Source organism: uncultured Roseibium sp., assembly GCF_947494555.1.
Lineage (GTDB): Bacteria > Pseudomonadota > Alphaproteobacteria > Rhizobiales > Stappiaceae > Roseibium.
Genome location: NZ_CANLVF010000002.1, coordinates 1348811 through 1372270, shown reverse-complemented (window position 1 = coordinate 1372270; position 23460 = coordinate 1348811). Strand labels below are relative to the sequence as shown.

General features: G+C 57.3%; 22 protein-coding genes. 7 read left to right on the top strand and 15 right to left on the bottom strand.

The window, feature by feature from the left end:
- The 6 genes from Q0915_RS14770 to Q0915_RS14745 all read right to left on the bottom strand — a co-directional run.
- Positions 1 to 248, bottom strand: a 248-nt coding sequence (locus Q0915_RS14770) for a hypothetical protein (RefSeq protein WP_299544303.1), incomplete at its 3' end; no start/stop codon positions are given.
- Positions 249 to 925: 677 nt separating this feature from the next.
- Complete coding sequence (locus tag Q0915_RS14765) at positions 926 to 2086, bottom strand: Gfo/Idh/MocA family oxidoreductase (protein WP_299472289.1); 1161 nt, start codon at positions 2084 to 2086, stop codon at positions 926 to 928.
- A 259-nt stretch (positions 2087 to 2345) separates the two neighbouring features.
- Positions 2346 to 3407 carry a sugar phosphate isomerase/epimerase gene (locus tag Q0915_RS14760; protein WP_299472288.1) on the bottom strand — a complete coding sequence of 354 codons (1062 nt, stop codon included), beginning with the start codon at positions 3405 to 3407 and terminating at the stop codon, positions 2346 to 2348.
- Positions 3408 to 3490: 83 nt separating this feature from the next.
- The gene (locus tag Q0915_RS14755) at positions 3491 to 4447 is read right to left on the bottom strand and encodes a substrate-binding domain-containing protein (protein ID WP_299472287.1); all 957 of its coding nucleotides are present in this window, start codon (positions 4445 to 4447) and stop codon (positions 3491 to 3493) included.
- 98 nt (positions 4448 to 4545) lie between these two features.
- The gene (locus Q0915_RS14750) at positions 4546 to 5568 is read right to left on the bottom strand and encodes an ABC transporter permease (RefSeq protein WP_299472337.1); all 1023 of its coding nucleotides are present in this window, start codon (positions 5566 to 5568) and stop codon (positions 4546 to 4548) included.
- Between the two features lie 2 nt (positions 5569 to 5570).
- On the bottom strand, positions 5571 to 7094 hold the full coding sequence (locus tag Q0915_RS14745; RefSeq protein ID WP_299472336.1) for a sugar ABC transporter ATP-binding protein: 1524 nt from the start codon (positions 7092 to 7094) through the stop codon (positions 5571 to 5573).
- Between the two features lie 202 nt (positions 7095 to 7296).
- Between Q0915_RS14745 and Q0915_RS14740 the strand changes: the two genes are divergently transcribed.
- On the top strand, positions 7297 to 8331 hold the full coding sequence (locus tag Q0915_RS14740) for a LacI family DNA-binding transcriptional regulator (RefSeq protein WP_299472286.1): 1035 nt from the start codon (positions 7297 to 7299) through the stop codon (positions 8329 to 8331).
- Positions 8332 to 8338: 7 nt separating this feature from the next.
- Here the strand turns inward: Q0915_RS14740 and Q0915_RS14735 are convergent, their stop codons facing one another.
- The 8 genes from Q0915_RS14735 to Q0915_RS14700 all read right to left on the bottom strand — a co-directional run bounded on the left by Q0915_RS14735 (position 8339) and on the right by Q0915_RS14700 (position 15328).
- Positions 8339 to 9454, bottom strand: coding sequence for an isocitrate/isopropylmalate family dehydrogenase (locus Q0915_RS14735; protein ID WP_299472285.1), 1116 nt, complete (start codon positions 9452 to 9454; stop codon positions 8339 to 8341).
- An 11-nt stretch (positions 9455 to 9465) separates the two neighbouring features.
- Positions 9466 to 10113, bottom strand: coding sequence for a 3-oxo-tetronate 4-phosphate decarboxylase (otnC, locus tag Q0915_RS14730; protein WP_299472284.1), 648 nt, complete (start codon positions 10111 to 10113; stop codon positions 9466 to 9468).
- A complete protein-coding gene (gene otnK / locus Q0915_RS14725; protein WP_299472283.1) occupies positions 10110 to 11342 on the bottom strand; it encodes a 3-oxo-tetronate kinase in 1233 nt (410 codons plus the stop codon). The genes otnC and otnK overlap by 4 nt, the downstream gene beginning before the upstream one ends.
- Complete coding sequence (locus Q0915_RS14720; protein WP_299472282.1) at positions 11339 to 12136, bottom strand: N-acyl homoserine lactonase family protein; 798 nt, start codon at positions 12134 to 12136, stop codon at positions 11339 to 11341. The genes otnK and Q0915_RS14720 overlap by 4 nt, the downstream gene beginning before the upstream one ends.
- Positions 12133 to 12423 carry a putative quinol monooxygenase gene (locus tag Q0915_RS14715; RefSeq protein WP_299472281.1) on the bottom strand — a complete coding sequence of 97 codons (291 nt, stop codon included), beginning with the start codon at positions 12421 to 12423 and terminating at the stop codon, positions 12133 to 12135. The genes Q0915_RS14720 and Q0915_RS14715 overlap by 4 nt, the downstream gene beginning before the upstream one ends.
- 12 nt (positions 12424 to 12435) lie before the next feature.
- Positions 12436 to 13719, bottom strand: a complete 1284-nt coding sequence (locus Q0915_RS14710) for a TRAP transporter large permease (protein WP_299472280.1) — start codon at positions 13717 to 13719, stop codon at positions 12436 to 12438.
- The gene (locus Q0915_RS14705; RefSeq protein WP_299472279.1) at positions 13716 to 14246 is read right to left on the bottom strand and encodes a TRAP transporter small permease; all 531 of its coding nucleotides are present in this window, start codon (positions 14244 to 14246) and stop codon (positions 13716 to 13718) included. Before Q0915_RS14705 ends, Q0915_RS14710 begins: the two co-directional genes overlap by 4 nt.
- A 68-nt stretch (positions 14247 to 14314) precedes the next feature.
- The gene (locus tag Q0915_RS14700; RefSeq protein ID WP_299472278.1) at positions 14315 to 15328 is read right to left on the bottom strand and encodes a TRAP transporter substrate-binding protein; all 1014 of its coding nucleotides are present in this window, start codon (positions 15326 to 15328) and stop codon (positions 14315 to 14317) included.
- Between the two features lie 189 nt (positions 15329 to 15517).
- Here Q0915_RS14700 and Q0915_RS14695 point away from each other — a divergent pair, with 189 nt between their 5' ends.
- Both Q0915_RS14695 and Q0915_RS14690 read left to right on the top strand, forming a co-directional pair.
- Positions 15518 to 16555 carry a Gfo/Idh/MocA family oxidoreductase gene (locus tag Q0915_RS14695; RefSeq protein ID WP_299472277.1) on the top strand — a complete coding sequence of 346 codons (1038 nt, stop codon included), beginning with the start codon at positions 15518 to 15520 and terminating at the stop codon, positions 16553 to 16555.
- Complete coding sequence (locus Q0915_RS14690) at positions 16548 to 17222, top strand: GntR family transcriptional regulator (protein ID WP_299472276.1); 675 nt, start codon at positions 16548 to 16550, stop codon at positions 17220 to 17222. The genes Q0915_RS14695 and Q0915_RS14690 overlap by 8 nt, the downstream gene beginning before the upstream one ends.
- An 845-nt stretch (positions 17223 to 18067) precedes the next feature.
- Here the strand turns inward: Q0915_RS14690 and Q0915_RS14685 are convergent.
- On the bottom strand, positions 18068 to 18622 hold the full coding sequence (locus tag Q0915_RS14685; RefSeq protein WP_299472275.1) for a DUF2585 domain-containing protein: 555 nt from the start codon (positions 18620 to 18622) through the stop codon (positions 18068 to 18070).
- A gap of 688 nt (positions 18623 to 19310) precedes the next feature.
- Between Q0915_RS14685 and Q0915_RS14680 the strand changes: the two genes are divergently transcribed.
- From Q0915_RS14680 to Q0915_RS14665, 4 genes are all read left to right on the top strand, one after another.
- Positions 19311 to 20912 (top strand): peptide chain release factor 3, encoded by a 1602-nt coding sequence (locus Q0915_RS14680; RefSeq protein WP_299472274.1) that lies wholly within the window; start codon positions 19311 to 19313, stop codon positions 20910 to 20912.
- A gap of 25 nt (positions 20913 to 20937) precedes the next feature.
- Positions 20938 to 21411 (top strand): GNAT family N-acetyltransferase, encoded by a 474-nt coding sequence (locus Q0915_RS14675; RefSeq protein WP_299472273.1) that lies wholly within the window; start codon positions 20938 to 20940, stop codon positions 21409 to 21411.
- A gap of 160 nt (positions 21412 to 21571) precedes the next feature.
- Positions 21572 to 22312, top strand: a complete 741-nt coding sequence (locus Q0915_RS14670; protein ID WP_299472272.1) for a class I SAM-dependent methyltransferase — start codon at positions 21572 to 21574, stop codon at positions 22310 to 22312.
- Between the two features lie 158 nt (positions 22313 to 22470).
- A complete protein-coding gene (locus Q0915_RS14665; protein ID WP_299472271.1) occupies positions 22471 to 23316 on the top strand; it encodes a metal-dependent phosphohydrolase in 846 nt (281 codons plus the stop codon).
- The last annotated feature ends 144 nt before the right edge of the window (positions 23317 to 23460 follow it).

Here is a 23460-nt window from a genome sequence, read left to right as displayed (position 1 = left end):
ATCTGGCCGTTCTTGAGCCAGACGGTCAGGTGCCCGCCCTCGTCATAGCCGCTGCCGTCCTTGGAAAAGAGCGCCTGTTGTCCGGAGACCTTGTCCGCATTGAAGGTCAGCGCGATGGTGCCGGCTGCCAGCGACAGCGCTGCCGCATTGCCCGCATCAAGATAGTCGCCTCTCTCGCCAGAGAAGGCTGTGTCTCCCGCTAATTCAAACACGGGTGCAGGAATTGTGGCTGAACGTGATGTCGGCATGCTTGGTCCCCCCTGAACGGCCATAAAAAGCCTCGAACGCCGCGTGTTTACCCGGCATTTTTTCGGTTTGTGTCCAAGCGATTAGTTGGGTGATTTGTTCTTGTGGCGTTAATGTATTCGTGAGATTTTGACGAAAAATCTGGTCAATTGCGGCGAAAAAAATGCAATATTTTGAAAAAAGTCTGGCCGAAGTAATTTAAATAAAAATCCGTATTTATGACAAGCAGTGAAGAGTATGTTTTTAAAGGGGGAATTGCACTGCCCTGCTTGCGGAATATGCTCCGTCACGGAGAATTATTATTTAACAAGCGCTTAACCTGCAACGGCCAATCTTTGGATGCTTTGTAAGTCTTTGTTCTACATTTTTTCTATTAACTTCATCAGTTTAATTTTAATCAGGTTGCAGCCGGGTTGTATTTTTAGAAAATGGTCACATTCGCCCCGAATTAAATTGCCGCAAAGAGAGGGTGCAACTTTGGATCGAAATGAATCAGTGTGATTTTGGTCTTCTTGACGGGAGAGTGGATGTGTCAGGTCGCCAAAGGACAGTCTGAAAGACCGGGAGCTGACACTGAGACACGCTTTTGCAGTCCACAAATCTGCAGCAGGGAAGGTTATCAAACGCATCATTGAATGGCAGCGCCGGACATCGCCCGACGCTGGAACAAAGATAGCCGTTAACCGCCGAGCTTCACCCACGCAGCGTTTTTCGCAGAAGACCTGACGCAGGCATCGACGAACTGAACGCCTGCAAGCCCGTCGCTGATCCCGGGGACAAGCGAGCTGGTATCGCCGCCGCTCTGATGCGCCCTGATGGCATCGGCGGCATCCTTGTAAAGGTTGGCAAAGCCTTCGAGGTATCCTTCCGGATGTCCCGGCGGGATTCGGGTCGCGGGCCCGATCGATCCAAGCATGCCCGCGCCACCGCGGGTGAGGACGCGCATCGGCTCCCCAAAGGGTGTGAAATAGAGGTAGTTCGGGTTCTCCTGATGCCACTCAAGACCACCCTTGTCGCCATAGACGCGGATTTTCAGATTGTTTTCGTTGCCGGGGGCGACCTGCGAACACCAGAGCATGCCACGCGCGCCGCTGGCATATCGCAGCATCACGTGTCCGTTGTCATCGACCTGCCGCCCGGGAACGAATGACTGCAGATCCGCAGCCAGGCTTTCGGCAGTTTGACCGGTTATGAAGCTCGCGAGATTATAAGCATGTGTCCCGATGTCGCCAGTTGAACCACCTGCTCCGGAGCGGGCAGGGTCTGTGCGCCAATTGGCCTGCTTGTTGTTCTGCTCAACCGTCAGCCAGTCCTGTGGATATTCCACCTGAACAACGCGAATAGCGCCAAGATCGCCAGCCTGGACCATCTCACGCGCCTGCCGGACCATGGGATAACCGGTGTAGTTGTGCGTCAGAAAGAAGAGGGCGCTGGAATTTTCAGCTGCCTTAACCAGTTTCTTGGCGTCTGCGAGTGTCGACGTCAGTGGCTTGTCGCAAATGACGTGGATACCGCGTTTCAGGAAGGCTTTTGCGGCCGGATAGTGCACATGGTTGGGCGTGACAATGGCAACCGCTTCGATCCCGTCCTTCAACCGTGCTTCCCGCTTCGCCATCTCCTCGAAGTCTGCATAGATGCGGTCCTCCTTGAGCCCCAGGGCATGGCCGGATTCCCGTGCTTTTTCAGGCGTTGACGAAAGCGCCCCGGCCACAAGTTCATAGCGCCCGTCAATCCTGGAGGCGATCCTGTGAACAGCGCCGATGAAAGCATCTTTGCCACCGCCAACCATGCCGAGCCGGATCGGGCGCACCTGCGGGTTGTCTTTTCCTTCTATGGCCATGTCACTTCTCCTCATCGCCCCGAAACCCGAAGGGCACTCTTTGTGTAATCGATTACATTTCTATAGGGAAACACGTTTGCGGGCAATCGCCGCGTCGAGTCTCTCAGTCATTTCACTGGTCGCGGCCAAACAGGCAGATGGCGAGCGAAAGCGAAGGCAATCTGCCGGTATCTGGCAAGTCGTTGTGTCAAAGGTGATCCTGGTCAAGGGACTTGTACTCTTTGAAGGAACCGGTGCGCTGACGTGGCTGCGACTGCTGTCAGTCCTGACCGATCCCCAACATCCGCCGGTTGGCCGCATCATCTGTACCGCCGTCGGCGAAGTCGTCAAAGGCTTTTTCCGTCACTCTAATAATGTGATTGCGCACAAACTCCGAGCCTTCGCGGGCACCGTCTTCGGGATGCTTCAGGCAGCATTCCCATTCGACGACAGCCCAACCGTCGAAATCGTTCGCCGCCATCTTTGAAAAGACAGCGCCGAAATCGACCTGTCCGTCGCCGAGGGAACGGAACCGGCCCGCGCGATCCACCCAGGAGCTATAGCCGCCATAGACACCTTGCCTGCCGGTTGGATTGAATTCCGCGTCCTTGACGTGGAACATGCCGATCCTGTCCTTGTAGATGTCGATGTTGTCGAGATAATCGAGACACTGAAGAACGTAATGGGATGGATCGTAGAGCATCTTGCAGCGGCTATGACCGTTCAGGCGCTCCAGAAACATCTCGAACGTTATGCCGTCATGAAGGTCTTCGCCGGGGTGGATTTCGTAACAGACGTCGACACCCATCTCGTCCGCATAGTCCAGGATCGGTCGCCAGCGTTTGGCAAGTTCATCAAAGGCGGTCTCGACCAGTCCGGCCGGCCGCTGTGGCCAAGGATAGAGATAAGGCCATGCGAGGGCGCCGGAAAAGGTCGCATGCGCGGAGATGCCGAGATTGCGGCTTGCGGCCAGCGCCATCTTGACCTGGTCTACGGCCCAGGCCTGCCGTGCTGCCGGATTGCCGCGGACTTCGGGCGCTGCAAATCCGTCAAATGCGGCGTCGTAGGCTGGATGAACCGCGACGAGTTGTCCCTGAAGATGGGTTGAAAGCTCGGTGATCTCAACACCGTTTTCCTTTGCCGTTCCGACAAGTTCATCGCAATAGGCCATCGAACTGGCCGCCTTTGAAAGATCGAACAGCCGGTTGTCCCAGCTTGGAATCTGAACGCCGGCATAACCGCAATCGGCCGCCCAATTGGTGATGGAAGCCCAGGAGTTGAAAGGTGCCTCGTCGCCTGCGAACTGGGCAAGAAACAGAGCCGGTCCCTTGATTGTTTTCATGATGCGCTCCTGAAACTTACTGGATTTGTAAAAAAAGGGCCGGGACCCCATCGCAAAGATCCCGGCCAGGTTGCAAGTGACGATTAGAACGGAGAATCCGGGAAATAGTAGCTTTCCGCATTCTCACGGGTGATCAGGGTCGCACCCAGGATGTAGCGGCCTGCGACCGGTCCGTTGGACTTGAAGGCATTGACCGTTGCATCCATTGCGGTTGCGATCATTGCAGGCGGATAAAGAACGTCTACCGGGATCAGTTCGTCCCCGTCCATGATGCCCTTGATGATTTCCTTCATGCCTGCGCCACCGACGACAAACATGCCGTCGCCGTCACGTCCGGCTTGCTTGAGGGCGGCCACGACACCGACAGCAATGTCATCGTCCTGTGCCCACACGGCGTCAATGTCGGGAAAGCGGGACAGGAAGTCCTGCATGACCTCAAAACCGTCATCACGGTTCCAGTTGGCGTGTTTGTGGTCCAGGACGTTGATGCCCGAACCTTCGATTTCCGCCATGAAGGCATCGAACCGCTCATTGTCGATGACAGTCGGTATCCCGCGCAGGATGACAATGTTGTCGCCTTCTTTCAGACGGCCCTTCATGTATTGCGCAGACACCCGTCCGAGTTCCGGGTTGTTTCCCGCAACGTAAAGGTCCTCGATGCCGGGCTGGCTTAGACCGCGGTCGACAACCGTGATCCAGGCGCCGGACTTCTTCACATTGAGAACCGGATCGGTCAGAGGTTCGGATTCAAAGGGCAGAACGACAAGAGCATCGATCTGGTGAACAGAGACCAGGTCTTCCAAAGCGCTGGCCTGCGCACCGGGGTCAGGGGAGTTGACCAGGATAAGGTCCACATCCGGATAAAGCTCTTCAAGGCGCTTTTCCGCCTGCTCGGCATGCCAGTTCATACCGGCTGCCCAGGCATGGGTTGGTGTGGGATAGCTGACGCCGATCTTGATCTTGTCGTCTGCCGTTGCCGTGCCTCCAAGGGCCAGCAGACCTGTCAGCGCCATTGCTCCTATTGCGGATTTCCAGGGCATTGTTTCCTCCTCCAATGCTATCATTTGGACGCACCTCTCCCGTCCGGTGCGAGCCGGTTGTTGTGGGGGACGGGCCCCGTCAGGTTGATTTCAGAACGTCAGGACTTTCCGGACTTGCCGAATTTCCAGTCACTTCGCTGCAGCAGAACCGCGACGATAATGATCAGGCCTTGCATCGTTCCGTTGAGATAGTTCGAGATCATGTCGGTGAAATTCAAAATGTTACCGATTGTTGTCAGGATCAGCGCGCCCAGGATCGTGCCACCGATCCTTCCATAGCCGCCTTTCAGAACCGTGCCGCCTATGATGACCGCCGCGATCGCCTCAAGCTCCCAGAGGACGCCGGTCGACGCGGAGGCCGAACCGAGGCGAGGGACGTAGATGATCGTCGCAAAGGAAACGCACAGGCCCTGAATGATGTAGGTGAGCGTCTTCACCCGGTCGACATTGATGGCGGAGTATCTCGCGACAGCCTCGTTGGAGCCGATTGCCGTGCAATAACGTCCGAACGCGGTCCGGTTGAGCAGCAGCCAGCCGCAGATCGCAACCCCGATGAATACCCAGACCGGGAAGGGCAGGCCGAGGAAACTGTCGTAATAGACCGGGCGATAGGTGCCGCGAATGTCAAAATTGAGCGACAGGGTGCCACCGTCAGCGAAATAGGTGACGAGCGAACGGTAGATGCCCATGGTGCCGAGCGTGACGATAAAGGCCTCGATCTTGCCTTTCGTTGTCAGTGCGCCGTTGATCCAGCCGGCGCCGATCCCGAGCAGTATCGCGAGACCGCAGCCGAGCAGTACCGTCGGCACACCGGTCCCGAGGGTCTCGACCGTGTTGTTCATGACAATGATCATCACGCCCGAGATCGCTGCCGCCATGGAGCCGACGGACAGGTCGATCCCCCCGGCGGTGATGACGAACGTGGCGCCGACTGCGATGATGCCGATAAAGGCGGAGCGCGTCAGCAGGTTGGTCAGATTGCCTTCGCTGACAAAAGCAGGGTTCAAGAGAAACCCGATCACGCAGAGCAGGAGCAGCGCGAGCGCGGGCCCGAGCGTCTTGAAATCGACGGACATCCGTCTGGCAGTCTTGGCCGCCGCGTCATCTGATGCGGTCATCATGGTCAATGGAGTTCCTCCCGTTTCAGCCCGGCGGCGTAGCGCATGATTTCGTTTTCGTTGATGTGGTCGCCCGTCAGAACGCCTGTGATATGGCCCTCACGCATAACGACGACCCGGTGGCAGATCCCGATGATCTCAGGCATCTCGGACGAGATCACCACCACCGAGACGCCTTCGGCAGCGAGCGCGGCAATAAAGTGATAAATCTGCTGCTTGGTGCCGACATCGATCCCTCGGGTGGGCTCGTCGATGATCACGATCCGCGGGTCGCATTCCATGATCTTGGCAAGCAACAGCTTCTGCTGATTGCCACCGGAAAGTTTGCCGACAGTGATGCCAGGATCGCGCGCCCTTACATCAAATCTGCGGATTGCGCGGTCGAGCGCTTTTTCCTCAGCTTTCCGGTCGATGGCGAAATGCTTCACGAATTTCGGCAGGGCGAAGAGCGTAAGATTGGGCCGCATCAGCTTGCTGAGCAACAGGCCCTTTTCTTTCCTGTCCTTGGTGAGATACGCCAGCCCGGCATCGCGCGCTTCGGCAACGCTCATCCCGCTGACAGGACGTCCAAACAGGCTGATCGAACCACTTTCGACCGGGCTGAGACCGCAGACGGCCTCAAACACCGCGGTTCTGCCGGAACCGATTAAGCCGGAAAAACCCAGGATTTCGCCTTTCCGCAGGCCGAAGCTGACATTGTCGATGCCTTGTGCCTTGAGATTTTGGACCTCAAGAACGAGTTCAGCATCAACGTCGGCTTCATGCATGGGTGGATAGAGGTCGGACAATTCTCGTCCGACCATCATCTGGGCCATCGTGTCGGGTGTAAGGTCCTGCGAGGGACGCGTGTCGATCCATTGGCCATCGCGAAGGATCGTGACACGGTCGGCGATTGCCTTGACCTCGTTGAGCTTGTGCGAAACGAAGACAATGCCGACGCCACCTGATTTCAGCTTCTCGACCTGCCGGAAAAAGACCTCGGTTTCTTCTTCCGTCAAAACCGCGGTCGGCTCGTCCATGATCAGGATCCGTGCATTCCGGCTGACCGCCTTTACGATCTCGACCATCTGCTTCTGCGCGATCGTGAGATCGGAAATCCGGTCTGTGGGGGCAATGTCGAGGCCGATTTCGTCCAAGAAGGTCTGGACGGACTTTCGCATCGCCACCTTGTCCAGGAAGCCGCCGCGACGAATTTCACGCCCCAGAAAGACGTTTTCTTCAACGGTCATCTGCTCTGCGAGATTGAGTTCCTGGTGGATGAGCACGATGCCGAGCTTCTCGGCTCCGCCATTCGCGGGCAGGGAGACCTGTTTGCCGTCGACACGGATCTGGCCGGACGTCGGATCGTGAAATCCGGAGAGAATTTTCATCAGGGTCGACTTGCCGGCGCCGTTTTCGCCGATAAGCGCATGAACTTCACCCGGACGCACGTCCATGCTCACGCTGAACAGGACAGGCACCGGACCAAAAGACTTGCTGATGTTGACAGCTTCAACGATCGCCGCCGAAGCGGACGTTGCAACATCCATCTGAAGTTCCTCCCAGGCGCTGAAGGTCACATCCATGATCGCGCCATGAATCTCGTGTAAACGTTTTCACAGATGATGTAAACCTTTACATTTCGGTTTGTAAACCTTTTCATGAATCGAATCAGGCTCTATACAGCTGTAAGAGTATTGAATTTGATGATCATTCCTTGTGCTCGCGGTGCAGCATAATCGAGGCCAGAAAATGAGCGAACCGCTGGACCGGCCGGCGACAATCGAAGACGTGGCAAGGCTCGCGGGGGTTTCCATCGCAACCGTCAGCCGCGCTTTGCGATCGCCGGAAAAAGTCGCGGAGAGCACACGCAAGAAAGTTACCGCCGCCATCGCGCGCACCGGCTATACGGCGAACGCCATGGCGCAGAACCTGCGCATGCAGCGGTCCAAGATGGTCCTGGTCCTGGCCTCGTCCATCGCGGACCCGAACTTTGCAGGCATTCTGACGGGACTTGAAAAGGCAGCCAACGACCGCGGCTATGGCGTCCTGATCGGCAATACGGAAGGGACCACCGGCCTGGAGCAGAACTATCTGCGGTTCCTTTCAACGGGAATGGCAGATGGACTTGTGCTCCTGACGGGACATATCCCGGTGGCTGGAGAACCTCAGACACCCCTGACAACGCTGCCTCCGATTGTCGCGACCGAACGGCCGGTATCCAACACGGAGGTCAGCTACGTCGGTGTCGATGACGTGGCCGCGTCGAAAATGGCGACGGAATACCTGATATCGCTCGGTCATCGCCGGATCACGTACATTTCGGGCGGCCGCGCGGACATACGCAGTGATCTGCGCCACTCCGGCTATCGTCAGGGCCTCAAGGAATCTCCTGAAAGTCTCCGGGATTGGCGCGTGGAGGGCGATGGCACGAGCGAAAGCGGGCGTGCCGCGGTCGAGCGTTTGTTCATCAAGGACGATCTGCCGAGCGCCTTTTTCTGTTTCAACGACAACACGGCTGTTGGCGTCATCTCGGCGCTGCAACTGAGAGGGTACAGGGTGCCCGGAGATTTCTCGGTGCTCGGGTTTGACGACATTCCGTTTGCAAGCAACTTCTCCCCGGCGCTGACGACGATACGCCAGCCGAGGCAACACATTGGTGAGAAGGCCATGAATATCCTGTTGGATCGGCTGGCGAACAAGCCGCCCGACACACAAAACCACCTTCTGCATGGCGACCTGATCGTGCGTGAAAGCTGCTCGGGCGTGGCAAGAAAGCGTTCGTAATCCTGAATCAGGCTCCCACGGAGCTTTGCAGGCGCGGCTTTTCCTCGATCGCGGACATGACTTGCTCGGTTACGGCGCGCGTTCCCATGTCGCCACCGAATTCCATGGGTCTCAGGGCTTTGCTCTGAAAGCCGGACATGACAGCCGCGTTGATGAGGTCCGCAGCGTCGCTGAGGTCGGGTTGATCCAGTTTTTCGGCAAGATAGTCCAGCATGAGCGCGCCGCTCAGGATTGCCGCCAGCGGGTTGGCTTTGTCCTGGCCCATGATATCGGGAGCGCTTCCGTGGGCAGGCTGAAAGAGGCCATTACTGTCACCAATTTCAGCGCAGGCCGCCATGCCCATCCCGCCAACAAGTCCGCCGGCAAGGTCGGAAAGAATGTCGCCGAACATGTTTTCCGTGACCAGGACATCGAACTCCCAGGGCTTGCGAACAAGGTCGAGAGCCTGCGCATCGACATAGTTGTAACCAACCGGAATGTCGGCATTATTCGCTTTTACCTCGTCGAACAGCTGGCGGAAAAAGGCCAGAGACGTGAAAACGTTAGCCTTGTCTACACAGGTGAGCTTGCCGGACCTGCCACGCTCGCGGCGCTTACGCGCAAGGTTGAACGCAAATTGATGCAGTTTGGTCGTGGTCTTGCGGGTGATCCTCAAAATGTCCTGGACTTCGTCGTCGTTGACAACGAGGCTGCGTTTGTGGGTGGCGGCCGAATAAAAGAGACCTTCGGTCGATTCGCGCAATATGACGAGATCGATGCCCGCCGCGCGCGGGTCGGCCAGACGTTGCGGCGCGTTTGGATAGGCCTTAACCGGGCGAACGCCGGCGTAAAGCCCAAAGGAATCCCGCAATCGCAAGTGCGGGGAAACTTCCGTCCCGTCTTCGTGGCGTATGGAGGGTAATCCGATCGCGCCAAGAAAGATTGCGTCCGCCGCTTCCGCGCGATGCTCACCATCGACTTCAATGTCCAGGCCGGTTTCCGAAAAATAGCCGGCACCCGCATGGATTTCATCATAGGAAGGTCGCGCGAATCCGGTCTTTTGAAGCGCAGACTCGACCACGGCCATAGCCGCCTCGGCGACATCAACGCCGATACCGTCGCCTTTGATCAGGGCAATTCTCATCTGGTCAGTCCTCAATTCCAGTCAACATCAAATCGTTCAACAATCCGGTTGATTTGCGCAGGCTCCAAGCCCGTGGCACCGGCGCCGCGCAACAGCAATGCCAGTTTTGCCGTCGCTTCAAGCTCTTCCATTGCATAAACAGCTGCCTCCAGGTCCTTTCCGGCAACGACTGGGCCGTGATTTGCCAACAGGACCGCAGACCGTTTTCCGGCAAGACCCCGGACGGCCTCTCCCATTTCGGGATCACCAGGTACGAAAAACGGAAGCAAACGGACCTTGCCGAGTTGCATTATTCCGTAGGCGGTGAGGGGCGGCAACACGTTTTCAGGGTCGATATCCGGCAGCAGCGAGAGCGCAACCGAATGACATGAGTGAAGATGTACGACCGCACCTGTGCCGTGACGCGTTTCGTAAAAGGCCTCATGCAACGGCATTTCCTTGGTCGGCCGGTCGCCTGACAGAAGCTCACCTTTCGACGAGAGATGGCTGATGCGCGCCGGGTCGAGAAACCCCATGGAAGATCCGGTCGGCGTCACCAACAGGCCGCCGTCCGACAAGCGCGCAGAGAGATTGCCTGTCGAGCCGTGCGTCAGACCTCTGTCAAACATGGACTTTGCAAAAAGCGCCATTTTTTCGCGCATGGTGGAGAGCTCGCTCATGGGCGGCCCTCAAGTACCGAGAGTGCTTCCTGGAAAAAATCGGGCCCGCCGAAATTGCCGGATTTCAGGGCGAGGACAAGGTCCTTGTCCGCGACTTTGAGCGCGGGAACACCCGCCGCGATCCGAGGTCCGACTTCGAGCGTGTCAGCCGCTGTTCCCGACACGACCGCACCGGACGTTTCACCTCCGGCTACGACAATCCGTGTTACACCGGATTGTGAAAGTGCTGCGGAAAGATTTGAAAACAGGCGTTCAACTGCTTGAGAGCTTTGCTCTTTTCCATATTTTTCCTGTGCTGCGGCGACAACTTCGGGCTCTGCTGAAGAATAGATCAGCGGAGGCGTGTCTTGCCGTAGAACCCATTCAACGAGTTCCTGGAGCGACAGTTTTTCATCCATGATGTCTTCAACGGCGATCTCCCGCGAAGGTGCGCCTGATTTGAAACGCGCAACCTGTTCACGGGTTGCAACGGAGCACGAGCCGGAAAACACCACCGCCTTGCCGGTGAGCCCGCGCCATGCGGTTCCCCGGTCCTCGACACCGAAGTTTTCCGGAAGGCCGAGTGCTATTCCTGAACCACCGACAACAAGCTTCCGGTCCTTGGCCGCACGGCCGATGGCAACGAGATCCGCGTTTTCAATGGCGTCGGCAATGATCATGGCCTTGCCCGCGCTCGCGATGCGGGAAGTGAGGGCGACGCCTTCTTCGCGGACGCTGGAAATTGGTGCATGTGCGACCGGCCAATCCGTTTGACGCGACAGAACGCGCCGGAGGTCGGGGTCCCGCATTGGTGTCAGCGGATGGTTCTGCATGCCGCTTTCGCTGAGCAGTCTGTCCTTGACGAAAAGATGTCCCTCATAGACCGTGCGCCCGTTTTCGGGAAAGGCGGGGCACACCATCACCGAGGTTTCACCGAGATGGTCCGCAAGCGCCGCGGCCACGGGTCCGATATTGCCTTCGTCAGTGGAATCGAAAGTCGAACAGACCTTGAAGACAATCTGACTGCAGCCCTGGTTTAAAAGCCAGTCGCATGCTTTCAGCGATTGATTGACCGCTTCTTCGACAGGCGCGGTCCGTGACTTCAGTCCCACAATGCCGGCATCTATTCCCGCGCTTGGTGTCTGAGACGGGATGCCGACGAACTGCGTCGCCGACATGCCGCCTTCTGCGAGGGTCAGGGCGATATCAGACGCGCCGGTAAAATCGTCAGCGATTACCCCGAGCTTCATGCTTCCATCCACTTTTTGGGGCCCTGGTCGAGACGAATGATGTGGTCCGGGCCATGTGCCGGGAAATACTCCCTGACAAGCGGGTCATGCCCCGGCACGACAAGCTTGTCGGAGCTGGCCAGAGAGCGAATGGTGCGGAACCCTTCCAGCATGTCCGCAAGGTCGACGACAATCGGAAACGGCTTGGCTTCCAAAAAATTCTCGTAGTAGTGGGACGTGTCGGATGCCAGGCACATCCAACCGGCCGCCGTTAGAACGCGCACCGCCTGAAGCCCTTTGCTGTGCCCACCGGTATGGTGGACCGTGACACCTTCGCGAACTTCGCCGTCGCCTTCGTGAAAGACCACGCGGCCGGAATAGAGCCGTTGCACGGCTTCGCAAATGTGATCGGCGGTAAAGGGGGCCTGCAAGGTGCCATGACACATACACGGACCGGTCGCGTATGCCATTTCGGCTGCCTGCAGATGGATTGTGGCATTCGGAAAATGCTTCAAGCCACCCGCGTGATCATAGTGTAGATGCGTGACAATGATCGTGGAGACGGCCTCCGGGGCAATACCGAGCGGAGCAAGTGCTTCAACCGGGTTCAGCCGGATCGGACGGCCGCGCCGGTCACCTTCTTCCTGATCATAGCCGGTGTCGACCAGGACAATGTCATCACCCCGGCGCAGGACCCAGATGAAATAGTCCATGTCGTGGGGAAGGTGATGATCGTCGTCGAACAGAAAGCTGTCCTTCCGGGTTCTCGCATTCCGGTCGGCATATTTGACGGCAAAGACTTCCCACGGCGTCATGAACTCACCTTCGAATAGGTCGCAACGGTCTTTTCGGCAATCATCGTAGAGACTTGCGCGTCAAAGGCCAGAAAATGCTGTGTTTTCAGGTGGGTCTGGAATGCGGCAGCATCATCGTAGAGTTCATAGAGGAATATCTCTCCGGGCCGGTCCGGCTCGCTGCACACATCGAATTGCCGGCAAGCCGGTTCATGCTCAAGAGACGCTTTTGCGTTTTCGAGCATGAGCGGCATGAAGGTATCCATCATGCCGTCCTTGATCTTGAATTGCACCGTGACTGCAAACACCTTTTAGTCTCCTTACCGGAACAGATGAACCATTCCCATCGAAACGAACGGGATATAGGTAACTGCCAGAAGGGCGGCGATGGCTGCAAGGTAGAGATGCGCCATTTTGCGGGCGATCGACAAAACACCGACACCTGAGATCCTTGAGGCGACGTAGAGCGTTGCGCCGACTGGTGGCGTGAACAAGCCGACCGCGACGTTGCAGGTCATGATCACGCCAAGATGGACCGGATCGACGCCAAAGGCCTTGGCGGTCGGCAGGAACAGCGGCGCCGTCAAAAGGATTGCTGGCACCGGATCGAGCACAAGGCCGAGGATCAGAAGAACGATGTTGACCAGGAGCAGGAACATCCAGGGTCCGCTTGAAAACTCCTGCACAAAGCCGACCAGGATCTGGGGCATCTGTTCCAGCGTGATCAGCCAGCCGAGCACGGTTGTCGCTCCAATGACGACCATGACTACGGAACTTGTGACGAACGAATCGACCAGAAGTCGTGGCAGATCCTTCAGCTTGAAATCGCGATAGACGACAGTTGTGACAAAGAGCCCGTAGACCACCGCCAGCGCTGCTGCCTCGGTCGGTGTGACCCAGCCCGTGAAGATGCCGCCAAGAATCAGAACCGGCATGAACAGAGCCGGTGCGGTGCCGATGAAGGAACTGGTGAGTTCCTTCAGAGTTGTCGTCCGGCCGCCCGGATCGCAGTTGGTGGTCTTTCCGACATAGTAGCACACCGCCATGAACATGGCGCCGAACAGGATGCCGGGAACCATGCCCGCAAGAAACAGGTCCGCGACCGAGACGTTGCCGACGAAGCCGTAGATCAGCATTGGGATAGAGGGAGGTATAATGATGCCGATCGTGCCGGCGGCTGCGACAAGCCCGGCCGCGAACGCGGTGTTGTAACCTTCCCTCGACATGTTCTTGATCATGACCGAGCCGATGGCGGCACTGTCGGCGATCGCCGAACCGGATATACCGCCGAAGATCATCGATGCACCGACGACAACCATGCCGAGGCCACCCGCCATGAAACCGAATGCGGCGCGTGCGAAACCGATAATGCGAAGGCCCACGCCCCCACGGCTCATCATTTCACCGGCAACGATGAAGAGCGGGATTGCAAGAAAGTGGTTGGGTTCGACACCGCCGATAAAGTTGAGGAACAGTGCCTGCAGCGGATAGCCAAGATCGAAGACGATAATCGGCAGCACTGCCGTCAACAAGATGGCCCAGACGAGGGGAATTCCAAGAAAGACTGTGGTCAGAAAGACCGCCACGACGAAAAGCAGGATCATGAGAGGGCCTCTCCACCGTCAGAGTGGGCAGCATGGGGAACAACGGGGTTTTTGATGTCGAACACCATGTTGAAGAGATGGAAAATCAGGGTCAGGGTCATGCCGACGGGCATGGAGGCGTAAAGAAGTCCGACAGGCCAATAAAGAACGGTGGTTTTCTGCGCCCAGGTGTGAACCGAAATGTTGTATCCGGTGTAAATCAGACTGATCAGAAGGATCGCGATGATCACATCGATCGCGATCGACAGGATCCGCTGACCCTTGTATGGCATCAGCCGTTCCACTATTTCGGTGACCCGCATATGCGCGCCGCGCGCAACGGCAGCAGCGCAGCCGATAAATGTGCTCCACAGCAGCAGAAAGCTCGTCACCTCAAGCGACCAGGCAAGGTCAAAGCCAGCAAATCCTCTCAAGGAGGCATTGCAGAACACCAGTGTGACGATCGAAAAGCCACCAATCATGAGGCACACGTCCACCAGGTGGCTGAGCCAGCGCAGCACAGCCGGATAATGATCTCGGTAATCCAACGGTCTTCTCTTTTTGAAAAGGGCCGGAACCCTCAGGGCTCCGGCCAGTTGACGCTCACGTTGCTCGATCAGTTCTGTGCCGGGAGCGCCTCTCTAATCGCCGCGGCATCAGAAAGAATGTTGTCGACGGCTTCTGCGCCATAAACATCCTTCGCCTTGGCGTAGACCGGTTGTACCGCTTCACGGAATGGGCCGATTTCAGGAACGCTGACCTTTGCGCCGGCTTCTTCCATTTCCGTCAACTGGCTGTCGACCGAACTCTTGACGAGATCACGGCTGAAGGCGGCTGATTCTGCTGCTGCTTTCAGAACGGCTTCCTTGTCTTCGTCGGAAAAGCCCTGCCAGGTTTTTTCCGCGATTGTCAGCGGCAGCGGGCTGTAGACGTGACGTGTCAGAGTAATGTTCGGCGCAACTTCGTAGAAGCGCAGAGACTTGATCGTGTCGACCGGGTTTTCCTGACCGTTGACGATACCCTGCTGGATCGACAGGTAAACATCCGTGATCGGCATGACCACAGTCTGGAAGCCGATTGCTTCCATGGACCAGCGGATCATGTCGTTCGGGAAAACGCGCATTTTCATCGATTCCGCATCCGTCGGAGACGCGAGCGGCTCATTGGTGGTGAAACTGCGGAAGCCTGCTTCCCAGGTCGACAGGACGCGGAAACCTTTTTCGGGCAGCTTTTCGAATTCGCCCTGCAGCCACTCGGAATTGTCATAAAGCTCCCAGCCCTGCTCGTACGTATCGACAAGGAATGGCATGGCTGTGAGGTTCAGGGTCGGGAGGTGCGTTGCATAGCTTCCTGTTGCGGAAACGGTGAAGTCGATACCGCCCAGTTGAAGCAGTTCGATGGCCTTCGGGTCGTTTGCCAGCTGCCCTGACGGGAAGATCTGAACTTCGTAGCGACCGTCTGTGTATTCGGCAACCTTCTCGGCAAACAGCTCAGCCGCCGCCTGGCGGGAACCGCCCGGATTGTCGGTGTGACTGAACCTGAGCGTCTCGGCAGCAAGGGCGCTGCCAGCGCCGGCGACAACGATTGCGGCACTCAAAAAAAGGCGTTGCAGGGATTTCTTATCAAGCATTTGGGTCTCCTCCCACGATCGGATTAGTGATCGTATCAAATTGCACATTTGTTTGCGTATACGTAAATCAATCCCTTGTCAACTCGACCGATGTCCACTATCACAAAAAGAAAAGGGCGGCGGCCGAATGGGTCCTGCCCGCATCAACGGATGGCGGTTGCGCATCTCAATAGAAGGGGAGAAGAACCTATGCTGGAGGGGCGCGAAACTTTGCGTGTTGCCTGTCTGGGAGCCGGTTATTTCGCCCGGTTTCATTACGAAGCGTGGCGAAAGCTGCAGCGCGTCAGGTTGGTCGGTGCTTGCGATCGGGACCTGGAAAAGGCACGGGCAACGGGTCTGTCATCTTTTGATGAGCTGGACACGATGCTCAGGATGGCAACGCCTGATCTGCTCGATATCATCACACCGCCACCGACACATCTCGCCGCGATCAAGGCAGCGATCGAATTTGGCGTCAGGGCGGTCATTTGCCAGAAACCGTTCTGCAATTCGCTGGAAGAGGCGAAACACGCCACCGAGCTTGCCGAGGCAGCGGGCGTCGTGCTGGTCGTCCACGAAAACTTCCGGTTTCAGCCCTGGTACAGAACGCTAAAGCAGGCGATCGATGAGCAGCTGATTGGCGATCTCCAGCAGGTTACTTTTCGGTTGCGTACGGGTGACGGGCAGGGGCCTGACGCGTATCTGGACCGCCAGCCTTATTTCCAGACGATGCCGCAGCTGCTTATTCACGAGACCGGCGTGCACTGGATCGATACGTTTCGCTACCTGATCGGCGAGCCTGAGGCTGTTTATGCGGACTTGAGAAAAATGAACCCCGTCATTGCCGGTGAAGATGCGGGCTATTTCATTTTCGACTATCCGGACGGGGTCCGGGCGCTTTTCGACGGGAATCGCTTGCTCGACCATTCCGCTGAAAACTGCCGCACGACACTCGGCGAGGCTCTGGTTGAGGGAACGCGCGGAACGCTCTCGCTCGCGGGAGACGGTTCTGTCCGTTTGAGGCATTTCGGCGCGCAGGACGACAAGGTTCTGCTCGCGTCACGGCAATGGGAGGGCTTTGGCGGTGACTGCGTCAAGAATCTGATATGTCACGTCGTTGACGGTTTGCTTGATGGCAAACCCTTGGAAAACGCGGCGAGGGACTATCTCAAGGTGATTGCAATCGAAAAGGCGATTTATCAGTCTGACCGCTTGGGGCAGAAAATCCGGGAGTTTGAACGTGCTTGAGGCGCCGAAACCCAAGACGATCACGACACAGGCGATGGAGCAGATCCGTCAGCTGATCTTCGACGGTGAACTGGCAGCCGGCTCCGATCATCTTGAGAGCGAACTGGCCGATCGTCTCGGCATGTCACGCACGCCTGTTCGCGAAGCGACATTGATGCTGGCGCAGCAGGGCCTGCTGGAAGTACGGCCACGCAAGGGTGTGCGGATCGCGACGCTCTCATTAAAGGACATGGAAGACATTTATGCCGTCCTGACGGAGCTTGAAAGCCTTGCTGCGGAAGAGGCGGCGGACAAGGGCTATTCGGAAGACGATCTTGCCGCGCTCCAACAGTCAATCGAGGCGATGGAAGACGCCCTTGCCCGGCAGGACAGGGAAGCATGGGCAGTCGCCGATAATGCGTTTCACGAAGAACTGGTGCGCCTCGGCGGTAATTCGCGCGTGCAGACGATCGTGTCGATGATGGCAAACCAGGTGAGGCGCGCCCGCGCCATGACCCTTTTCATTCGTCCCTTGCCGGTCAAGTCGAATGAGGACCACCGCGCCGTTTACGACGCGATCCGGCTGGGAGACGCGGCGCAAGCCCGCGAACGGCACCGCAACCACCGCCGCGACGCCCGCCAGGTGCTGATCGAGTTGCTCAAGAAGCACAAACTGTTTCAGTTATAGGTATCTTGCCAGATGGCTCGCTCCCGGGCCACTTTGTCTCCGCAGCCCTGAGCGGGGATTTTTAAGTCAAATAACCCATCCATCGTCATCCCGGCCAAGCGCAGCGCGAGCCGGGATCGGAGAAGCGCAGGCCTAGCAGCGTTTCTGCACCATAACTGAGGGGCACCGGCTCCCCGGTCCCGGATCTTCGTTTCACTACGTCCGGGATGACGAGATTGGGAGTGAATTCCTTACGAATACTTTCTCAACCGCCATGTTGAACCCACTTTGCCATCGTCATCCCGGCCAAGCGTAGCGCGAGCCGGGATCGGAGAGGCGCAGGCCTAGCAGCGTTTCTGCGCCCCTATTGAGGTGCACCGGCTCCCCGATCCCGGATCTTCATTTCACTACGTCCGGGATGACGTAAAAGAGAAAGGGGCGAAGAGCTGAACATCATTGGTGTGATGCAGCGTGGTTCCGCATTAATGCTCTGGCCCAGTTGGCAGTCGGTAAAAATGAAAGTCGAGGCGAATTCTCATCGTCTCATCTTCCAGAAAACCTCGCAATCTTGTCATTCCTGCGAAACCAGGAAACACCTGGCCTGTGTCGAAGCCATTGTAGCCTAGGGTTACTGGTTCCCGGATCTCCTCTTCGCTGCGTCCGGGATGACGAGATTGGGAGTGAACTCCTTACGATTACTTTCTCAACCGCCATGTTGGCACCGCTTTTCCATCGTCATCCCGGCCAAGCGCAGCGCGAGCCGGGATCGGAGAGGCGCAGGCCTAGCAGTGTTTCGGCACCCCAACTGAGGGGCACCGGCTCCCCGATCTCCTATGCGTCCGGGATGACAAAGTGTGCGTTGGTTGTTATCCGCCTTGCCAGGTCTTGATGGCCTCGATGGGATAAAGAAGCATAATCACATTCAAAGTGAGATTGTCCCGGATCACCCAAAGCGCCAGCAGTTCAAAGACTATGGCGACGAGGATTGTCACCCAGACCGGCACGCGCCAGGCAAAGAAGAAACCGGCCAGCATCCAGATGATGTCGAAGACGGAGTTCAGAACGCTGTCACCGGTGTAGCCGACGGCAATCGTTGCCTCCCGGTAGCGGTCGATGATCCACGGGCTGTTTTCGGCAACCTCCCACGCCGCTTCTAGAAAAATCGCCCCGAGTGCGCGTTCGCAAACCGAGTTGCGCCGGAATAGGAGCCAAAGCACCCAGTAGAAGATGAAGCCGTGGATGATATGCGAGAACGTGTACCAGTCGGCGATGTGCTGGGACGAGCCGGCCAGATCATCTGCCGGCGTCCAGAACAGGACATAACCACAGTCACAGATCGGAATGCGGCCCATCGCAAAGAGTATGGCGGCGGTTCCGGCGATCATCAGCAGGCCGATGATCAGGCATTTCTTGTGGCTCAAGCGATTTATCCTCTGTGCGGCATTCAGATTTGATTCGCTCAATCCAGCTTAGCAGCTTCCCGAGCCGGCGAATGATCTGGTTCCGCATTGCTGAAACAAAAGCACTGCATTGGAAAATTCGGCGACTGAACAAATCTCAAACTGGTGAGCTGTTTTGGATCTCAAAGGACCGGCCAGTTTTGTCGAGTGTGTTGCCCATCCTTCGAGACAGATCTTGCGATCTTCCTCAGGATGAGGGTGTTTTTTGGATTAAGACAAATCGGCGAAAACACTCTTCGCGGTGTTCGCGAACCGAGAACTCGCCGTTTCTACAGCAGACACCCTCATCCTGAGGAGCCGCCTCTGCGGCGTCTCGAAGGATGGGCCACTTGTGAGAGGAATGCTTCCAAGCTCGTAGCGGCACGTCTTCGATCCATCTCATGTAGAGATTTTCGACATGTCAATTCTGAACAGGATGATGCTCCACGAACATCCTTTGTTCTTGGCAGCGCAAAATCTTACCTTTCGACCCATATAGAGAAAGTCTGGAAGCAGGTTTCACTTCACTCTGGAATTTTCCTCATATTCCCTCTATGACCTTGCGCCAACGAAACATCAATCCGTCCGGCCCTTGAGAGTGTTGTTGCGCACCGGTTTCAACCGTCGCGATTGCGCAGCCCCTGCCGGAACAACGGACCAGGAGACTTTCATGGCTGGCCTCAATGGCGCGGCGCCGTTTCAAGCACGGCGCACGTTTGCGATCATTTCCCACCCGGATGCGGGCAAGACGACCCTGACCGAAAAACTGCTCCTGTCGGGTGGTGCGATTCGGGCGGCCGGGCAGGTGAGGGCGCGCGGTGAGCGCCGCCGGGCCCGCTCCGACTGGATGAAGATCGAGCAGGAACGCGGGATTTCCGTCTCGTCCTCTGTCATGACCTTCGAACGCAAGGGCATCATCTACAATCTGCTCGACACGCCGGGTCACGAGGACTTTTCTGAAGATACCTATCGCACGCTGACGGCCGTTGACGCGGCGATCATGGTGATTGACGCCGCCAAGGGCATCGAGACCCAGACGCGCAAACTTTTCGAAGTCTGCCGCCTGCGCGACATTCCTATCATCACCTTCGTCAACAAGATCGACCGGGAAGGCCGCCACGCCCTGGAAATCCTCGATGAGGTTCAGGAAGCCCTGGCGCTTGACGTCTCGCCGCAGACCTGGCCGGTCGGCATGGGCTCTGACTTCTTCGGCGTCTATGACTGGCAGCAAAAGAAGTTTCACACGTCTGAGGGTGAGCGCGGCGGGCCTTATGCGCAAACAAAAGAAGTGTCGGGCCTGGAAGACGAGACTCTGACCGGAACCGTGTTCGACCGGATCATGGAAGAACTCACCGAGAATGTGGAACTCGGCGCGGAAGGCTACGCGGAGTTTGACAAGGAGAGCTTTCTCGAAGGCCACCTGACACCGGTCTTTTTCGGGTCGGCGCTGCGCGATTACGGCATCGAGGAAGTGCTCGATTTCATTGCCGACAATGCTCCTGCGCCCCACTCGCAGCCTGCCACCGGCGGGCGCACGATCATGCCGGAAGAAGACAAGGTCACCGGCTTCGTCTTCAAGGTGCAGGCCAACATGGATCCCAAGCACCGGGACCGCATCGCCTTCGTACGTCTGTGCTCGGGCACCTTCAAACGCGGTATGAAACTGAAGCATGTGCGCGCGAACAAGCAGATCGCCGTTTCCGCACCGATCTTCTTTTTCGCCGAGGAACGCGAGATCGCCGATCTGGCCTATCCGGGCGATGTCATCGGCGTCCCGAACCACGGCCAGCTGCGCGTCGGCGACACATTGACCGAAGGCGAGAACATTCACGTAACTGGCCTTCCGGCCTTTGCGCCGGAAATCCTGCGCCGCGTGCGCCTTTCCGACACCATGCGCGTCAAGCAGATGCGTCAGGGCCTGCAGGATCTCGCGGAGGAAGGTCTAGTCCAGATCTTCAAACCGGATCTCGGCTCCAACTGGATCGTCGGCGTGGTCGGAGCGCTTCAGCTCGATGTTGTCGTTGATCGCCTGAAGGCGGAATACGGCACCGAGATCGGCTTTGAGGCCGTTCCCTATAACACGGCTCGCTGGATCGAGACCGACAGCCAGACGCTGCAGAAAATCATCGAGGCGCACCGCATCTCTGTCGCCAACGATCGGGACGACAAGCCCGTGTTTCTATTCAAGAACGCCTGGGAAGTCGGTCATGTTACCGAGAAATTCCCCGATGTGACTTTCCGCGAGACGCGCGAGATCGTATACGAGGCGTAGGCGTCGAACCGCCGGAGGGCGCGAGATGACTGTAACCATTCGGCCTGTGGTGAAATCCGACTGCGATCTTGTCTGCCGCCACAGGGAAGAAATGTTCCGCACGTCCGGGCACCTGGAAGAGGTGTTGGCCGAGATGGCCGGCCCATACCGTGCATGGCAGCGGGCCTCACTCGAAGACGGCTCCTATTTTGGCTTTATCGCGGAAAGTGACGGAACAGCCATTGGCGGTATCGGCGGAATGACGCTCGACTGGCCGCCGCATCCGCTTCACCCGCAAAGCAGCAAAAGAGGATATATCCTCAATCTCTTTGTCGAGCCGGGCTGGCGCGGTCAGGGGATTGCAAGTGATCTCATGCGTGCCGTGGAAACGGAACTGCGCTCTCGCGGTCTTTCCTATGCCATTCTTCATGCCACTGATCAGGGACGGCTACTTTACGAGAAGTCCGGTTGGAAACAGACGTCGGAAATGGCAAGGCAGATCGGGTCCTCGCCCGGATAGGAAACACACTGGCGAAGCGTCCGGTTTTGAGAGGTGTAAACAAGACAATCTCAAAAGCGTAATGCCTTGCCTTTGCTGGCTCTTGGTCTCCAGACTGGATGCCCCACGCACAGATGTTTAAGTTGTGGGACCAGTTGCCCTCTCGGACAAGGGAACCGCAATGGCAGACTATGACAAGAATCCCTCGCCGTATCTGCAGCAATCGGTCGCCGACAATCCTTACAGGCTGCTGGAATGGACCAGTTTTCTCAACGAGCTGGGATCCGTCAAAGGCAAGCGCGTTCTGGATCTTGCTTGTGGCGATGGCCGCCTGACGCGCGTTCTGGCGCATGGCGGCGCGGCTGAGGTTCTGGGGCTTGATGTTTCGGAAGAAATGCTGGATCGGGCGAAGGAACAGAATGCCGTCGGCCAGCCCGAAGCCTTCCCGGACCGGATCACCTATGCGCAGGTCAGCGCAGCGGATGACATGTTCGAAATGACACCGCCGGCCGACATCGTCACGGCGATGTATCTGTTTCACTACGCGCAAAGCGTGGATGAACTCAACCGCATGTGCGCCCTGATCGGCCGGAACCTTGCGCCGGGCGGACGCTTTGTCACCTATACAATCAACCCGGATTACGATTTCACCAGCGCGCCCGACGACATGGAAGCACGCATCGGATTTCGATATCGGACCATCGACCCGCCCGCCCATGCGCTTGTTATCAAGGATTTCGAGGTGCCGATCTGGCAATGGAGCCGGTTGCAACACGAACAGGCGCTGGAACTTGCCGGACTATCGAACATCCGCTGGCATCCGCTGCGCTTCCCGCCGGACCAGCGCCATCACGTGGTCGGCTGGGCGTGGTATCTCGACAACCCGAGCTGCATCGTCCTGTCGGCGGAAAAGGCGGGGTAAGCCGGATGTTCCGCTATGTCGTCCAATGACTTTGCAACGATCATTGGCAGCTCTTTCAAATACCTGACGACATTTGCCTGACACAAAACTTCGCAAGTTTGTACAATCAGGCAGAATTTGTTTTTAATTCCACGACCAGCTCGGGAACTTTTTGAATAATGATTACGGTGCCGGAACTAGCGGCCGATGCGCTCGGTGACTTCCTGACAGCCTACGTACAGCGTCGTTTCGGCCAGTCCGATCCGGAACTGGCGGAACTGGTTCCCTCATTTGCCCGGATCGCTTTGGAATGCATTGGCAACAGCGATGCGCTCTATCACAATATCGAGCATACGATGCTGGTCACCCTGGCCGGGCATGACATTCTTCGGGGGCGCGCGCTTCACATGCACATGGCGCCGACGGACTACGCACATATGATTGCCGCCTGTCTCACACACGATATCGGCTACGTACGCGGCATTTTACCGGGTGATGATGAGGACGGTTTTGTTGTCGATAGCGATGGCAGGAAGGTAAAACTGGCGCGCGGAGCCTCGGATGCAGCGCTAACGCCGTATCATGTCGACAGGTCAAAGCTTTATGTGTTTCAAAGGCTCGCAGGCACAGACTTGCTCGATCCTGCGCGCATCGCGGAAGCCATTGAAGGAACGCGGTTTCCGGGCCGCTTTCCCGACGATGATGAGCCTGCCTGCGAGGAGGCCAATCTGCTGCGCGCGGCAGATTTTATCGGACAGCTTGGCGACCCGCACTACATCCGCAAGGCGAATGCGCTTTACTACGAGTTCGAGGAAGCCGGCCTCAACAAGCAACTCGGCTACGAAACGCCGGCGGACCTTGTGCATCGGTATCCGCAGTTCTATCGGAACAGCGTTGCTCCCTATGTTCAAAAAGCGATTGAATATCTGAAAGTCACGGCGTCCGGCCGTCAGTGGATCGCCAATCTTTATTCCAATCTTCTCCTGGCTGAAAAGGACATGACGCTTCTCGGCCCGCAGCGTTGAACGAAAAACAGGCGCAGCTTTCCAAAAGGCGCTGCTTCGATGGAGCACATCATTGGTGCTGCTTTCATCCTTGATACAATCTGCAAAAGCCGTGTTTGGTGTTTCAATTTCCGCGCGAAAGTCTCTAAGCTCAAGACCAACGAA

What these genes read in the sequence shown, in the direction of transcription:
- Q0915_RS14765 (WP_299472289.1), bottom strand. Translation starts at nt 2,086, where the DNA reads ATGGCCATAGAAGGAAAAGACAACCCGCAGGTGCGCCCGATCCGGCTC.
- Q0915_RS14760 (WP_299472288.1), bottom strand. Translation starts at nt 3,407, where the DNA reads ATGAAAACAATCAAGGGACCGGCTCTGTTTCTTGCCCAGTTCGCAGGC.
- Q0915_RS14755 (WP_299472287.1), bottom strand. Translation starts at nt 4,447, where the DNA reads ATGCCCTGGAAATCCGCAATAGGAGCAATGGCGCTGACAGGTCTGCTG.
- Q0915_RS14750 (WP_299472337.1), bottom strand. Translation starts at nt 5,568, where the DNA reads ATGATGACCGCATCAGATGACGCGGCGGCCAAGACTGCCAGACGGATG.
- Q0915_RS14745 (WP_299472336.1), bottom strand. Translation starts at nt 7,094, where the DNA reads ATGGATGTTGCAACGTCCGCTTCGGCGGCGATCGTTGAAGCTGTCAAC.
- Q0915_RS14740 (WP_299472286.1), top strand. Translation starts at nt 7,297, where the DNA reads ATGAGCGAACCGCTGGACCGGCCGGCGACAATCGAAGACGTGGCAAGG.
- Q0915_RS14735 (WP_299472285.1), bottom strand. Translation starts at nt 9,454, where the DNA reads ATGAGAATTGCCCTGATCAAAGGCGACGGTATCGGCGTTGATGTCGCC.
- otnC (WP_299472284.1), bottom strand. Translation starts at nt 10,113, where the DNA reads ATGAGCGAGCTCTCCACCATGCGCGAAAAAATGGCGCTTTTTGCAAAG.
- otnK (WP_299472283.1), bottom strand. Translation starts at nt 11,342, where the DNA reads ATGAAGCTCGGGGTAATCGCTGACGATTTTACCGGCGCGTCTGATATC.
- Q0915_RS14720 (WP_299472282.1), bottom strand. Translation starts at nt 12,136, where the DNA reads ATGACGCCGTGGGAAGTCTTTGCCGTCAAATATGCCGACCGGAATGCG.
- Q0915_RS14710 (WP_299472280.1), bottom strand. Translation starts at nt 13,719, where the DNA reads ATGATCCTGCTTTTCGTCGTGGCGGTCTTTCTGACCACAGTCTTTCTT.
- Q0915_RS14700 (WP_299472278.1), bottom strand. Translation starts at nt 15,328, where the DNA reads ATGCTTGATAAGAAATCCCTGCAACGCCTTTTTTTGAGTGCCGCAATC.
- Q0915_RS14695 (WP_299472277.1), top strand. Translation starts at nt 15,518, where the DNA reads ATGCTGGAGGGGCGCGAAACTTTGCGTGTTGCCTGTCTGGGAGCCGGT.
- Q0915_RS14680 (WP_299472274.1), top strand. Translation starts at nt 19,311, where the DNA reads ATGGCTGGCCTCAATGGCGCGGCGCCGTTTCAAGCACGGCGCACGTTT.
- Q0915_RS14675 (WP_299472273.1), top strand. Translation starts at nt 20,938, where the DNA reads ATGACTGTAACCATTCGGCCTGTGGTGAAATCCGACTGCGATCTTGTC.
- Q0915_RS14670 (WP_299472272.1), top strand. Translation starts at nt 21,572, where the DNA reads ATGGCAGACTATGACAAGAATCCCTCGCCGTATCTGCAGCAATCGGTC.
- Q0915_RS14665 (WP_299472271.1), top strand. Translation starts at nt 22,471, where the DNA reads ATGATTACGGTGCCGGAACTAGCGGCCGATGCGCTCGGTGACTTCCTG.